Source organism: Meiothermus cerbereus DSM 11376 (genome assembly GCF_000620065.1).
Taxonomy (GTDB): Bacteria; Deinococcota; Deinococci; order Deinococcales; family Thermaceae; genus Meiothermus; species Meiothermus cerbereus.
In genome coordinates this window covers 64,336-76,446 of sequence record NZ_JHVI01000009.1, presented here as the reverse complement: position 1 = coordinate 76,446, position 12,111 = coordinate 64,336, and the positions used below count along the sequence as shown (strand labels likewise).

General features: G+C 61.5%; 12 protein-coding genes. 7 read left to right on the top strand and 5 right to left on the bottom strand.

Going from position 1 to position 12,111, the window contains the following annotated elements:
- Positions 1 to 335 precede the first annotated feature (335 nt).
- The 4 genes from Q355_RS0103890 to lpdA all read left to right on the top strand — a co-directional run bounded on the left by Q355_RS0103890 (position 336) and on the right by lpdA (position 6,220).
- Positions 336 to 620, top strand: coding sequence for a 4a-hydroxytetrahydrobiopterin dehydratase (locus Q355_RS0103890; RefSeq protein WP_027876583.1), 285 nt, complete (start codon positions 336 to 338; stop codon positions 618 to 620).
- 160 nt (positions 621 to 780) lie between these two features.
- Positions 781 to 3,489 (top strand): 2-oxoglutarate dehydrogenase E1 component, encoded by a 2,709-nt coding sequence (locus Q355_RS0103885; RefSeq protein WP_027876582.1) that lies wholly within the window; start codon positions 781 to 783, stop codon positions 3,487 to 3,489.
- A 98-nt stretch (positions 3,490 to 3,587) separates the two neighbouring features.
- Positions 3,588 to 4,790, top strand: coding sequence for a 2-oxoglutarate dehydrogenase complex dihydrolipoyllysine-residue succinyltransferase (odhB, locus tag Q355_RS0103880; protein ID WP_027876581.1), 1,203 nt, complete (start codon positions 3,588 to 3,590; stop codon positions 4,788 to 4,790).
- A 47-nt stretch (positions 4,791 to 4,837) separates the two neighbouring features.
- Positions 4,838 to 6,220, top strand: coding sequence for a dihydrolipoyl dehydrogenase (gene lpdA, locus Q355_RS0103875; protein WP_027876580.1), 1,383 nt, complete (start codon positions 4,838 to 4,840; stop codon positions 6,218 to 6,220).
- Between the two features lie 249 nt (positions 6,221 to 6,469).
- Here lpdA and Q355_RS16855 read toward each other — a convergent pair whose 3' ends face one another.
- The 4 genes from Q355_RS16855 to Q355_RS0103855 all read right to left on the bottom strand — a co-directional run bounded on the left by Q355_RS16855 (position 6,470) and on the right by Q355_RS0103855 (position 8,414).
- Positions 6,470 to 6,646, bottom strand: coding sequence for a hypothetical protein (locus Q355_RS16855; RefSeq protein WP_169735533.1), 177 nt, complete (start codon positions 6,644 to 6,646; stop codon positions 6,470 to 6,472).
- Between the two features lie 4 nt (positions 6,647 to 6,650).
- Complete coding sequence (locus Q355_RS0103865) at positions 6,651 to 7,217, bottom strand: peroxidase-related enzyme (protein WP_333659358.1); 567 nt, start codon at positions 7,215 to 7,217, stop codon at positions 6,651 to 6,653.
- A gap of 119 nt (positions 7,218 to 7,336) precedes the next feature.
- Positions 7,337 to 7,750 carry a cobalamin B12-binding domain-containing protein gene (locus tag Q355_RS0103860; protein WP_027876578.1) on the bottom strand — a complete coding sequence of 138 codons (414 nt, stop codon included), beginning with the start codon at positions 7,748 to 7,750 and terminating at the stop codon, positions 7,337 to 7,339.
- A gap of 181 nt (positions 7,751 to 7,931) precedes the next feature.
- Positions 7,932 to 8,414: an SRPBCC family protein gene (locus tag Q355_RS0103855; protein WP_027876577.1), complete on the bottom strand. Its 483-nt coding sequence runs from the start codon at positions 8,412 to 8,414 to the stop codon at positions 7,932 to 7,934.
- Between the two features lie 118 nt (positions 8,415 to 8,532).
- Here Q355_RS0103855 and trmFO point away from each other — a divergent pair, with 118 nt between their 5' ends.
- Positions 8,533 to 9,870, top strand: a complete 1,338-nt coding sequence (gene trmFO, locus Q355_RS0103850; protein ID WP_027876576.1) for a methylenetetrahydrofolate--tRNA-(uracil(54)-C(5))-methyltransferase (FADH(2)-oxidizing) TrmFO — start codon at positions 8,533 to 8,535, stop codon at positions 9,868 to 9,870.
- Here trmFO and Q355_RS0103845 read toward each other — a convergent pair.
- A complete protein-coding gene (locus Q355_RS0103845; RefSeq protein ID WP_027876575.1) occupies positions 9,839 to 10,315 on the bottom strand; it encodes a hypothetical protein in 477 nt (158 codons plus the stop codon). The two genes, trmFO and Q355_RS0103845, sit on opposite strands and share 32 nt — an antisense overlap.
- Positions 10,316 to 10,391: 76 nt before the next feature.
- Between Q355_RS0103845 and glmM the strand changes: the two genes are divergently transcribed.
- Positions 10,392 to 11,702 (top strand): phosphoglucosamine mutase, encoded by a 1,311-nt coding sequence (gene glmM, locus Q355_RS0103840; protein WP_027876574.1) that lies wholly within the window; start codon positions 10,392 to 10,394, stop codon positions 11,700 to 11,702.
- The gene (locus tag Q355_RS0103835; RefSeq protein ID WP_027876573.1) at positions 11,699 to 12,106 is read left to right on the top strand and encodes an acyl-CoA thioesterase; all 408 of its coding nucleotides are present in this window, start codon (positions 11,699 to 11,701) and stop codon (positions 12,104 to 12,106) included. The genes glmM and Q355_RS0103835 overlap by 4 nt, the downstream gene beginning before the upstream one ends.
- Positions 12,107 to 12,111: the final 5 nt, after the last annotated feature.

The following is a 12,111-nucleotide window of genomic DNA, read 5'->3' as shown; positions in this document are numbered from 1 at the left end:
TGCGCCAGCGCCTACCAACGCCGTCGCAGCGTGTGATTTGCCTTTGTTTGAGCGGCTCGGGGAAACCAACCCAAAAAAGGCGCCAACGCGGAGTATAGCACAGTATTTTGGCTATGTGCAATCCGGTCGGGTAAAAGGGTAAAACAGCCTCACTGAGGTACTTGTCCAGCGCCCCAAATCGCTGTGAGGCCTGGAGTGCATCCCTCGCTCCGTGTTGGGCAAAAGGGGTAAGCACTCACCCCTTGGTAGGCTGTTCGGCCAAACTTGCCAAAACTCGTATCGCACTGCACTCTGCTGGCCGCCGTGGGCGTAAGTTATGGTCAGGAGGCTTACGTATGACAGCCAAGCTGAGCCATGAAGAAATCTCCAGCGCCCTGCAAGACCTAGCGGGCTGGCAGCTGGTTCAAGGCCGGGTCGAGAAAACCTTCGCTTTCGACTCGTATGCCCAGGGGGTAGCCTTTGCAGTGAAGGTGGCCCTTCTGGCAGAAAAAACCGACCATCACCCCGATAGCCTGGAAATCATGTGGGGCAAGGTAAGGGTGGCCTACGTCACCCATTCGGCGGGAGGAGTGACCCGGAAAGACCTCGAGGCTGCCGCTCAGGTCGATGCGCTGGTCTGAGCCCACCCCTAACGAGCAAAAACAACAAGCGCGCTGAAGGCGATTTCAAGGCCGGGTTTGACTGGCTTGATAAAAGCGCTTGGGATAGCCGGCCAGCGGTTGGCTGGTGGGCTGACACGTTTCTTTGGCGCAGAACCTAGTAGACTAGAAAGCCGTGAGTATGGAACGGTCAATAGATAGTTCGAATCTGGCTTTCCTCGAGGCTTTGTACCAGGAGTACGAGAAGAACCCGGCGTCCATCCCTGCCGAGTGGGCGAGCTACTTTCAGAACGTGCAAAGCGAGCCTGTCGGTGGAAATGGCCTGGTGCAACGACAACCGCCTGACGAGGCCTCGCTATCCGAGCTGGCCTCGTTTTTTTTGAAGGCAGTGCGCTTTTTGCGCACCTACCGTGAGCGCGGCCATCTGGTTGCGCGCATCGACCCGTTAGATCGGCAGCGGCGCACGCCCCCGGAGCTTGACCCCAGCTTTTTTGGCCTGAGCGAAGCCGACCTCGACCGGCCAGTACCTATGGAGCTAGGCGCCCCTACCTTGCGGGCGGTGCTGGAGCAGTACAAAGCCCGCTACGGTGGCACGGTGGGTATCGAGTACGGCCACCTCGACGATCCGGTAGTGCGCAACTGGATTGAAGCTCGCCTGGCAGATGGGTTTTTGCGGCCCACCCCAGAGCAGAAAAGGAAAATTCACGAGCGCCTCATGCAAGCAACCCTGTTTGAAGAGTTCTTGCAAAAGAAATACCTTGGGGCCAAGACCTTTAGCCTCGAGGGCACCGAGTCGCTGATACCCCTGCTGGACCTTACCCTGGAGAATGCCGCCAGGCACGGGGTGGTGGAGGTGGTGATGGGAATGGCCCACAGGGGCCGCCTAAACGTGCTGGCCAATGTGGTCAAGAAACCCCTGCGGGACATCTTTTTGGAGTTTGAAGAGCATTTTCCCGAAGGCTACCACGGCGATGTGAAATACCACCTGGGCTACTCGAGCGACATCGAGACCCCCCACGGCAAGCTGCACCTGTCGCTCAACTTCAACCCTTCCCACCTGGAGTTTGTGGCGCCAGTGGCCATGGGTCGCACCCGCGCCAAGCAAGACCGCTTTGGCGATACAAAGCGAGAAAAGGGCATGTTGCTGCTGGTGCACGGCGACGCGGCCTTCATTGGGGAAGGCATCGTGCAGGAGACCCTCAACATCTCCGGGCTGCCAGCGTATACGGTGGGGGGCGCGGTTCACATTATCCTCAACAACCAGGTGGGCTTCACCACCGAGCCGCACGAATACACCGCCGGGCGCTACTCCACCGAGATTGCCAAGATGGTGGAGTCCCCCATTTTCCACGTCAACGCCGAAGACCCCGAGGCACTGGTGGGCGTGGTGGCCCTGGCGATGGAGTTCCGCAAGGAGTTCAAGCGCGATGTGTTTATCGATCTGATTGGCTACCGCAAGCGCGGCCACAACGAAACCGACGAGCCCAGCTTTACCCAACCCGATATGTACCGCCGCATTGCGGCCAAGAAGCCTCTTTACCTGAGCTACCAGGCCAAGCTCGAGCGCGAGGGCTTGTGCACCCCAGAAACCTGCGCCACCCTGGCCAAGCTGTACCAGGAAACCCTCGAGGCGGCCTTCTCGGGGGCCAGACGGGAGCCCACACCCACCCGCCCCCCTGCCGGTGGTGGCGTTTGGAAGGGCTATCTGGGCGGCCCCGAAGAAGGGGTTCCCGACCCGGAAACCGGGGTTCCATCAGAAAAACTCACGGCCCTGATGGATGGCCTAACCCGGCTGCCCGAGAGCTTTCACCTGCACCCCAAACTGGTTCGGTTTGTAGAGGCGCGGCGCGAGATGGGCCATAACAAGCGCCCCCTGGACTGGGCGGCTGCCGAGATGCTGGCCTTTGCTTCGCTGGCAGTGGAGGGACACCGGGTGCGTATTTCTGGGCAGGATGTGGTTCGTGGAACCTTTACCCAGCGCCACGGCGGCTATACCGACCACCTTACCGGAGAGCGCTACATTCCGGCCAATCATCTGGCCGAGGGTCAGGCGGTGGTGGAGCTGTACAACTCGGCCCTCTCGGAAGCCGGGGTTTTGGGTTTCGAGTACGGCTACAGCCTGGACATGCCCGAGGCCCTGGTGGGCTGGGAAGCGCAGTATGGCGACTTCGTCAACACCGCCCAGGTGATCATTGACCAGTTCATTGCCTCGGCAGAGGCCAAGTGGAGCCGCCTTTCGGGGATTGTGCTGCTGTTGCCGCACGGCATGGAGGGCGGTGGCCCGGAGCACAGCAGCGCCCGCCTCGAGCGCTTCTTGCAGCTTTGCTCCAACGACAATATGCAGGTCACCTACCCCACCACCCCGGCCCAGTACTTCCATCTCCTGCGGCGCCAGGTGGTGCGCCCCTGGCGCAAACCCCTCATCGTGATGACCCCCAAGAGCCTTCTGCGCAACCCCGATGCCGTTTCACGGCTGGACGAGCTGGCCCAAGGCCGCTTCCAGCGGGTGCTTGCTGGCTCGACCGGCCCGGCAATTAAGCGCGTGATACTGTGCTCAGGCAAGGTGTATTACGACCTCGAGGCCGCCCGCCGCGCCGCCCAAAAGGACGATGTGGCCATTGTTCGGCTGGAACAGCTATATCCCTTCCCAATGCAGCCGCTCGAGGCCGCGCTAGCCCAGTACTCCGACAAGGTCGAGGTGGTCTGGACCCAGGAGGAGCCCGCCAACATGGGGGCCTGGTGGTTTATTAGGGCCCGCTTCGGTGACCGCATCTTTGGCCACCCCTTGCGCGTCGTTGCGCGGCCCGAGTCCAGCAGCCCGGCGGTGGGCTCCAAGAAGGTGCACGACAAAGAACAGCAGGCCCTTGTTTCAGCGGCCCTGGGGTTATAGGCAGGACTGGGTTTCCGAGTGTTCCCGCGAACCTCGAGCCGGGTAGATGGAGTAAAGTTGGACAGGTTTGGGTGCCAGCACCCTTATACGGAGGCAACATGGCCTTGGAACTGAAAATACCGGCAGTTGGTGAATCCATCACCGAAGTAGAAATCGGACAGTGGCTTAAGCAAGAAGGGGATGCGGTGGGTGTGGACGAACCGCTGGTAGAGCTCGTCACCGACAAAGCTACCCTCGAGCTGCCCTCACCGGTCGCGGGTCGGCTGGTAAAAATTCTCATCCCCAGCGGACAGGCCAGGGTGGGCGATGTGGTGGCCCTGCTGGAAGAAGGTGCGGCGGCTACCGCAAGCAGCGCTCCGGCCCAGGCCGCCCCTGCGCCAGCCCCCACCACGGCCTCGGCAGTATCCGACAGCAAGGTGATGCCGGCCGCCGAGCGTCTGGCCGCAAAGGCTGGCATTCCAGCAAGCAGCATTCCGGGGAGCGGGCCGGGGGGTCGGGTGCTCAAAGAAGATGTGCAGCGGGCTGTTGCCGCGCCCGCGGCCCCTGCCGCTCAACAGCCCACCGCAGCCAAGCTGCCCAGCCCCCCCGCCATCAAGGGCGAACGCCGCGACGACGTGGTGCCCATGACCCCCCTGCGCCGCCGCATTGCCGAACGCCTGCTGGCAGCCAAGCAGAACACCGCCATGCTCACCACCTTCAACGAGGCCGACATGGGCATGGTGATGGAGCTGCGCAAGGAGTATGGAGAGGCCTTCCAGAAGAAGTACGGCCTCAAACTGGGCTTCATGAGCTTTTTTGTGAAGGCAGTGGTACAGGCCCTGCAGGAAATCCCGCAGCTCAACGCCGAGATCCGCGGAACCGATATCGTCTATCACCGGTACTACGACATCGGCATTGCGGTGGGTGGTGGCGAAGGGCTGGTGGTGCCGGTGATTCGTGATGCCGACCAGCTCTCCATGGCCCAGATCGAGGCCGTTATTGCCGACTTCGGAACCCGCGTGCGGGAAAAGAAGATCAAGCCCGAAGAGCTGATGGGCGGTACCTTCACCATTACCAACGGGGGGATTTATGGCTCGCTCAACTCGACCCCCATCCTCAATCCGCCTCAGGTGGGAATTCTGGGTATGCACGCCATTGTCGAGCGCCCCGTGGCCAAAAACGGTGCGGTGGTGGTTCGTCCGATGATGAACCTGGCCCTCTCCTACGACCACCGTATTGTGGACGGGCGCGAGGCCGTGACCTTCCTCAAGCGGATCAAAGAGCTCATTGAAAACCCGGTACGGCTGGCTCTGGAAATTTAGTCGGCCTGGCAATGTGGTGAGATAACAACTGTGCATTGAGAGGAACTATGCCCAAACATCAACTGGTGGTAATTGGCGCAGGGCCAGGTGGCTACGTGGCCGCCATCAAGGCGGCCCAGCTGGGTCTGGATGTGGCCTGCGTGGAAAAAGAGGCCGCCTTAGGGGGAACCTGCTTGCGGGTAGGCTGCATCCCTTCTAAAGCCTTGCTGGACGCTACCGAGAAAATCCACGCAGCTAAGCATAACCAGCTCGTTGGGGCAAAAATCGGCCAGCTCGAGCTCGACCTGGCCAGTCTGATGGCCCACAAAGACAAAGTGGTTAAGGCCAATACCGGGGGCGTGGAGTACCTGTTTAAGAAAAACAAAGTAACGCGCTATCTTGGACACGGCAAAATCGTTGGGCCCAACAAAGTTCTGGTCGAAGGGCCCGAGGGGGTGCAGGAGCTCGAGGCCGAGCGCATCCTGATTGCCACCGGCTCCAAGGTAGCTAACCTCAAAGGGGTTGCGCTTGACTATGAGATTGTGGGTACTTCCGACCAGGCCATCGCCTACTCCAAAGTGCCTGAGCACCTGGTGGTGATTGGGGGTGGGGTGATTGGCCTCGAGCTCGGTTCGGTTTGGAACCGTCTGGGCGCCAAAGTCACGGTGCTGGAATACCTGCCCACCATCCTGGGGGGTATGGATAGCGAGATTGCCAGAGCTGCCGAGAAAATCTTCAAGAAGCAGGGCCTGGACATTCGCACCGGGGTGCGCGTAACCGCAGCCTACGCCAAAGACGGCAAGGGCATCGTGGAGTACGAAGGGGGCGAACCCCTGGTGGCCGACCGGGTGCTGCTGGCCACCGGACGGGTGCCAAACACCGATGGACTGGGCCTGGAAAACGTGGGCCTCACCACCGACGAGCGGGGCCGGATTCCGGTCAACGCCCACTACCAGACAGCGGTACCCAGCATTTTCGCCATTGGCGACGTGATTGCCGGCCCCATGCTGGCCCACAAGGCTGAAGAAGAAGGCTATGCCGCGGTGGAGTACATGGTAACGGGGTATGGCCACGTGGACTACAACTCCATTCCCAACGTGGTATATACCCATCCCGAGATCGCCTCGGTGGGAAAAACCGAGGAAGAACTAAAGTCTGCTGGTGTTGCCTACAAAAAAGGCTCGTTTCCCTTCTCGGCCAATGGCCGGGCCAGGGCCATGAACGATACCGACGGCTTCGCCAAGATTCTGGCCCATGCCGAGACCGACCGGATTCTGGGGGTGCACGTCATCGGGCCCAGGGCCGGCGACCTGATTGCCGAAGCCGCCGTGGCCATGGCCTTCCACGCCTCTTCGGAAGACCTAGCTCGAGCTTCCCATGCCCACCCCACCCTGGCCGAGGTTCTCAAGGAAGCCGCGCTGGCCACCTGGGACAAGCCGATTCACATCTAGCACAAGAGCCAATGCCAGGTTCAAAAAGATAAACTTCCAACAAAAAGTCTCATCGCAGTCTTCACAGGCGTTGCCTCCCATGCGGGAGGCAACTGTGCTGTGCAGGACAAAGCCATCGAGTTGCGAGTGGCTCAATACTTGTGAAGAGCGCTCTATGAGGCCATCTTTTTGAATCCTGCGGTTGCTGGGCTTGTCGAAGCAGAGCAGGTGGTTGCTTGTATGGTGCAGGCAATTAATCTAGCCATGTGGCTAGCGGGGCCCTCGAGCCAGCAGATTGGCAAAGCCCAGGGCAAGCATCAGCACCACGCCCAAGGCCCAGTATGGGAAGCTGCCGGGAATCCAGCCCTGCTGCTGGGCCAGGTAAAGCAGCAGCCCCACCAGAAGCGCAATCAGGGCCCACAAAGCAAACGGCTTCAAGCCTTGCATGGCACTAGTCTCCCCTCTTGCTTCGGTGCTGGTAGTAGTACTCCTCGTTGGGCACCCAGCCCATTGCGTTGGCGATGCGGTTGGTGAAGTTGAACATGGCGGCTACCTGCGCTGCCTCGAAGATGGCTTCGTCGCTATAGCCAATGGTGCGCAACATTTGCACATCAGCCGAGCTCATCACGGCGGAGTCTACCGTAATCTGGTGAACGAACTCGAGCAAAGCGTGTTCCCGTGGGGTCAGGTGGGCCCGCCGGTAGTTGGCCGCGAGCACATCAGGCAAAACCGGGTCGCCCGTGATTTCGCGCAAATAGGCCGAGTGTGAGGCCAGACAATACTCGCACTCGTTGGCGGCAGAGACCACCACTGCAATCATCTCGCGCTCTTTGCGACTGAGGTGGCTTTGGTCTTCGCCCCGCATCAGGAAGTCGTAGTAGCGAAACCAGCGCAAGAAGTGCTCTGGCGTAAGGGCAAAGTTGCGGGCCACGTTGGGAACAAAACCAGTTTTATCTCTGAATTTTCCGAATAAAGCTCGAACATCCTCCGGCAATTCCGCTTCGTCAGGCACCCTCACCCAGGCCGTGGGTAAGGGCTTCGACGTGGGCTTGGGGGCCCGTTTTTTGCGGCTTACTTTGGTATTTTTAGATTTGGTTGCCATTTTTTTACTCCGGCGGAAAGTGCCGCTACAGAACTTTAGCCCTGAGCAGCCCAGCGCTCTGGAACAGATTTCTTCAGAAATTCCACGATGTCCTGGGTGCTGGTACCGGGCCCAAAAACCCCTGCCACGCCCATCTCTTTCAGGTGGGGCACGTCTTCGTCGGGGATAATACCGCCGCCAAAGAGCAAAATATCGTCGGCCCCTTGCTCTTTTAAGAGCCGACGCACCTCCCCAAAGTAGTGCATGTGTGCGCCCGACAACACCGATAGCCCGATGGCGTCGACATCTTCTTGCAGGGCCGCCGAGACGATCATCTCTGGGGTCTGCCGTAAGCCGGTGTAAATGACCTCCATCCCCGCATCGCGCAAAGCCCTGGCAACCACCTTGGCCCCACGGTCGTGGCCGTCGAGTCCTGGCTTGGCTATAAGCACCCGTATTCGTCTGTCCATGCCTTTATCTTACGGCACAGCGGCAAAAAGCTGCCAGGTACGAAAAGCGCACATGCGACCGGTCTGGCAGTCCCGATTCTCGAGCAAAGCCCCTGGCTGAAGCGCATCGGTGCCCGGTGAGTCAATCGAATCTCTGCTACCAGCAATAGCTGGCTGGCAGGACAGCAGAGCTTTGGAATTTTCAGGTGCTGGAAGCGGAAAGCTCCCGCTGGCTGTGCGTCTTTTCCAGGTGTTCTTTGAACTGTTCAAAGGTTACCTTGAGCAGTTTGTTAGGTTCCCCGAAGAGTGTCGCATACCAGTCGGCGGCCTTGTCCAGCAGGGGGCTGTCGTAGTGGGGGTGGCCTTCCAACAAAAGCTCGAGGTGGGTGCCTCCCTCCTCAGTTTCGCTCAGGCGCAGCCAGCCGGAGATTTTCAGGTTGTGTGGAATACCCGGCACGCTCTGGAACGCGAGAAACTCCGGAGGGCGACGTTCGGTGGCCTCGGCCACCCAAACTAGGTCTACCGGCGGTTGCCCCCGGGCCTTGAAGCGCCAGGCCGAGCCGACCCGGCTGACCTCCTTGATGGCCTTAGCCCAGCCCGGCCAGCTCGAGAAATCCTGAAAGGCGGCCCAGACCGCCTCCCGTGGGGCCTTAATGTTGAGCACCAGTTCCTCCCTAAAACGCATAGCTACCTCCCTTTGCTGGCTACGCACACGGTGGAAAGAGCAACGAATAAAAGTTGGCGTAAACACATATTGCCACGGAAGCATGTATGGGCGCTGAGGCCTGGGTTACACTACAGAGATGACCAAGGTTCATGTTATCGGAGCGGGCCTGTCGGGTGCAGAGGCCGCCTTTACCGCGGCCCGCCTGGGAGCACAGGTTCGGCTGTATGAGATGCGGCCCCACCGCATGACCCCCGCCCACCAGACCGCTCACTTTGCCGAGCTGGTCTGTTCGAATAGCCTGGGAGGCGAGGGGGAAACCAACGCCAAAGGCCTGCTGCAGGCCGAGCTACGGGCCGCGGGCTCCCTGGTCATGCAGGCTGCCGAGCGGAACCGGGTACCGGCGGGGGGTGCGCTGGCGGTGGAGCGGGAGGGCTTTTCACAAGAAATTACCCGGGCCCTGGAGGCCCACTCCAGCATTGAGGTGGTGCGCGAGGAGCTAACGGCCATCCCGGCGGAGGGCATTACCGTGCTGGCCACCGGCCCGCTTACCTCGGATGCGCTGTCGGAGCACCTGCGTGCGCTTTTGGGCAGCGAATTCCTGGGGTTTTACGATGCCGCCGCACCGGTGGTGCTGGGTGAGAGCATCAACATGGACATCGTCTACCGGGCCGGGCGCTACGGGCAGAGCGCCGATTATCTGAACTGCCCCATGGATGAGGCCCAGTACCGGCGTTTTTACGAGGTGCTGAGCCAGGCCCGCCAACACACACCCCACGAGTGGGAGAAGCTCGAGTTCTTTGAAGGCTGTATGCCCATCGAGGAAATTGCCCGCCGTGGCTACGATACCCCCCGCTTTGGCCCCATGAAGCCGGTGGGTTTGCCCGACCCCAGAACCGGCAAAGAGCCCTACGCGGTGGTGCAGCTTAGGGCCGAGGATCGGCGCGGCCAGATGTGGAGCCTGGTGGGCTTTCAGACCGGCCTCAAGTGGGGCGACCAGAAGCTGGTGGTGCAAAGCATACCCGGCCTGGAGAACGCCGAAATCGTGCGCTACGGGGTCATGCACCGCAACACCTACCTGTGCGCTCCGCGGTTGATCGAGCCCACCCTTCAGTTTCGGGCGCATCCGAAGCTTTTGGTAGCGGGGGTGCTGTGTGGGGTGGAGGGCTACCTCGAGTCCGCCGCTACAGGCTTTTTAGCCGGACTAAACGCGGCCCGCCTGGCCCAGGGCCAAGAACCCCTGATTCCACCGGAGGCTTCCATGCTGGGTGGCCTGGTGCGCTACCTGGCCAGCGCCAACCCCGACAACTTCCAGCCCATGAACGCCAACTGGGGGCTGGTTCCGGTCGAAGGCGGTCGGGGCAGGAAGTCGGAGAGGCGCACCCGCATGTTCAGACGGGGCCTGGCCGAGTTTCAGGCCTGGCTGTCTCAGCGGGCGGGCCTGGCTAGGGCGGAAATACTGGCAGGTTCAGGTTAACCAGGCTGGTATAAACCACCCTCCAGCCCTGCTCAGCAAACACCAGCTGGGCCTCGCCGCTGCGCCGCACCGCGCTACCGTCCAGCACCACCAGCAGGCTGAAACGCAGGGTGGCCCGGTTACCCGTGAGCCGGGTTTGGATACCGCTCAGCTCAAAGCTGTTCAAAGCGATGCCGGTGCGCCCAAAACCAGGCGCGGGGTTTTGCAAAAAGCGCTCGCTCCAGAGCGGGTCGTTGCACTTCAGGCCCTCGAAGACCTGCCGCAGGGCGTTTTCGGCCAGGAGTGCTGAGGGCTGCGGCCTTGCATTGGGGTCGGGCCGGGCAATGGCCTCGATGGCCGCTCTGGCCCAGTGGCATGGGGGCACGTCCACAAAGGGCGAAGTGCCAGCCTGCGGCTGGGCCAGCGACAGGCCCCCTAGCAGGATCAAGAAGGCTAGCTTTTTCATGAACTCAGGCTGGCAGAGTAGGCGGCCTTCGACAAGAGAACCGAATACCTTTCGGAGCAGGTATAAACTGTGCAAGATGGAACGCAAATACTTTGGAACCGACGGCGTGCGGGGTGTGGCGGGAGAGCCGCCGCTGACCCCGCAGTTTGTGCTCAAGCTGGGCCAGGCCGCAGGAGCCTACTTCAAAAGCGCCCAGAAGAAGCCGGTGGTGCTGCTGGGCAAGGACACCCGCCAGTCCTGCGACCTGCTCGAGGCCGCCCTGGCCGCGGGCCTGATGTCCCAGGGCGTACAGGTCGAGCACCTGGGGGTGCTGCCCACACCAGGCGTGGCTTACCTGACCAAGGCCCTGGGGGCCACCGCCGGGGTGATGATATCGGCCAGCCACAACCCCTACCAGGACAACGGCATCAAGTTTTTTAGCGCCGCCGGCGACAAGCTGCCCGACGAGGTAGAAAGCGAAATTGAGGGCCTCCTGGAGCGCGAGTTCAAGACCGATGGCATCGGTACGGTTTCCGACTTCCGCGAGGCCGAGCGGATGTACCTGGACTTTTTATCGTCCAAAGGGGGCAGCCTCGAGGGCCTCAAGGTGGTGCTCGATACCGCCAACGGGGCCACCTACCGCCTGGCCCCCCGGCTTTTTCAGCGCCTGGGGGCCGAGGTGTTTGTGATGTTTAACACCCCAGACGGGCGCAACATCAACAAGGGCTGCGGCTCCACCCATCCCGAAGTTTTGCGCCAACAGGTGGTGGAGATGGGCTTCGACCTGGGGGTGGCCTTCGATGGCGACGGCGACCGGGTCATCCTGGTAGACCGGCACGGGCGCGAGTTTCACGGCGACCACGTGCTCTACCTGAACGCCCTGGTACGGCGCGAGCCGGGGGTGGTGGGCACCCTGATGAGCAACATGGGCCTCGAGGTCAAGCTGCGCGAGGCCGGCATCAACTTCTACCGTACCGCGGTGGGCGACCGCTACGTCTACGAGAAGCTCAAAGCCTCGGCCCTGACCCTGGGCGGGGAGCAGAGCGGCCATGTGCTTTTCCTCGACCACGCCCCCACCGGCGACGGCATGCTCACGGCCATTCTGACCCTGCGGGCCATGCGCGAATCGGGGCGCGACCTATCGGAGTGGTACGAGGCCCTGCCCATGTACCCCCAGCTTTTGAAGAACGTGCGGGTCTCAGACAAGCAAAAGGTCATGCAGCAGCCCGAGCTTCACCAGGCCATCCAGGAGGCCGAACAAAAGCTATCAGGCCAGGGGCGGGTCAACGTGCGCCCATCCGGCACCGAGCCGCTGGTGCGGGTGATGGTGGAAGGCCCGGCCGAACTCATCGAGCCGGTTTCTGCGGAACTGGTGGCGCTCTTAGAGCGCCTGGGAAGGCAGATATGAGGGTGCGTTTACCGATTACCGTTCGCTACGCCGAAACCGACGCCATGGGCGTGGTGCACCACAGCAGCTACGTGGTCTGGCTCGAGGCCGCGCGGGTGGAGTGGCTCGAGCAGATCGGCCTGCCCTATCCCCAGATCGAGGCCCAAGGCCTGGCTTTTGCCGTGGTGGAGCTGGGCCTAATCTACCGCCAGCCGGCCCGCTTCGGCGAGCGGGTGGAGGTCGAGGTCTGGCTCTGCGAGGCTTCCTCGCGCACGCTTCGCTACCAGTACCGGGTCTGGAGGGGCCAGACCCTCCTGGCCGAAGGCTATACCCGCCACCTTTGCCAGGACGCACAGGGTAAGGCGGTGCGGATTCCGGCTACGGTTGCCGAGCCTTTGCTTAGGCACCTGGTTCCGCCGAACTGAAAAAG

Coding starts and splice junctions, on each gene's coding strand:
- Q355_RS0103890 (WP_027876583.1), top strand. CDS start 336: ATGACAGCCAAGCTGAGCCATGAAGAAATCTCCAGCGCCCTGCAAGAC.
- Q355_RS0103885 (WP_027876582.1), top strand. CDS start 781: ATGGAACGGTCAATAGATAGTTCGAATCTGGCTTTCCTCGAGGCTTTG.
- odhB (WP_027876581.1), top strand. CDS start 3,588: ATGGCCTTGGAACTGAAAATACCGGCAGTTGGTGAATCCATCACCGAA.
- lpdA (WP_027876580.1), top strand. CDS start 4,838: ATGCCCAAACATCAACTGGTGGTAATTGGCGCAGGGCCAGGTGGCTAC.
- Q355_RS16855 (WP_169735533.1), bottom strand. CDS start 6,646: ATGCAAGGCTTGAAGCCGTTTGCTTTGTGGGCCCTGATTGCGCTTCTG.
- Q355_RS0103860 (WP_027876578.1), bottom strand. CDS start 7,750: ATGGACAGACGAATACGGGTGCTTATAGCCAAGCCAGGACTCGACGGC.
- Q355_RS0103855 (WP_027876577.1), bottom strand. CDS start 8,414: ATGCGTTTTAGGGAGGAACTGGTGCTCAACATTAAGGCCCCACGGGAG.
- trmFO (WP_027876576.1), top strand. CDS start 8,533: ATGACCAAGGTTCATGTTATCGGAGCGGGCCTGTCGGGTGCAGAGGCC.
- Q355_RS0103845 (WP_027876575.1), bottom strand. CDS start 10,315: ATGAAAAAGCTAGCCTTCTTGATCCTGCTAGGGGGCCTGTCGCTGGCC.
- glmM (WP_027876574.1), top strand. CDS start 10,392: ATGGAACGCAAATACTTTGGAACCGACGGCGTGCGGGGTGTGGCGGGA.
- Q355_RS0103835 (WP_027876573.1), top strand. CDS start 11,699: ATGAGGGTGCGTTTACCGATTACCGTTCGCTACGCCGAAACCGACGCC.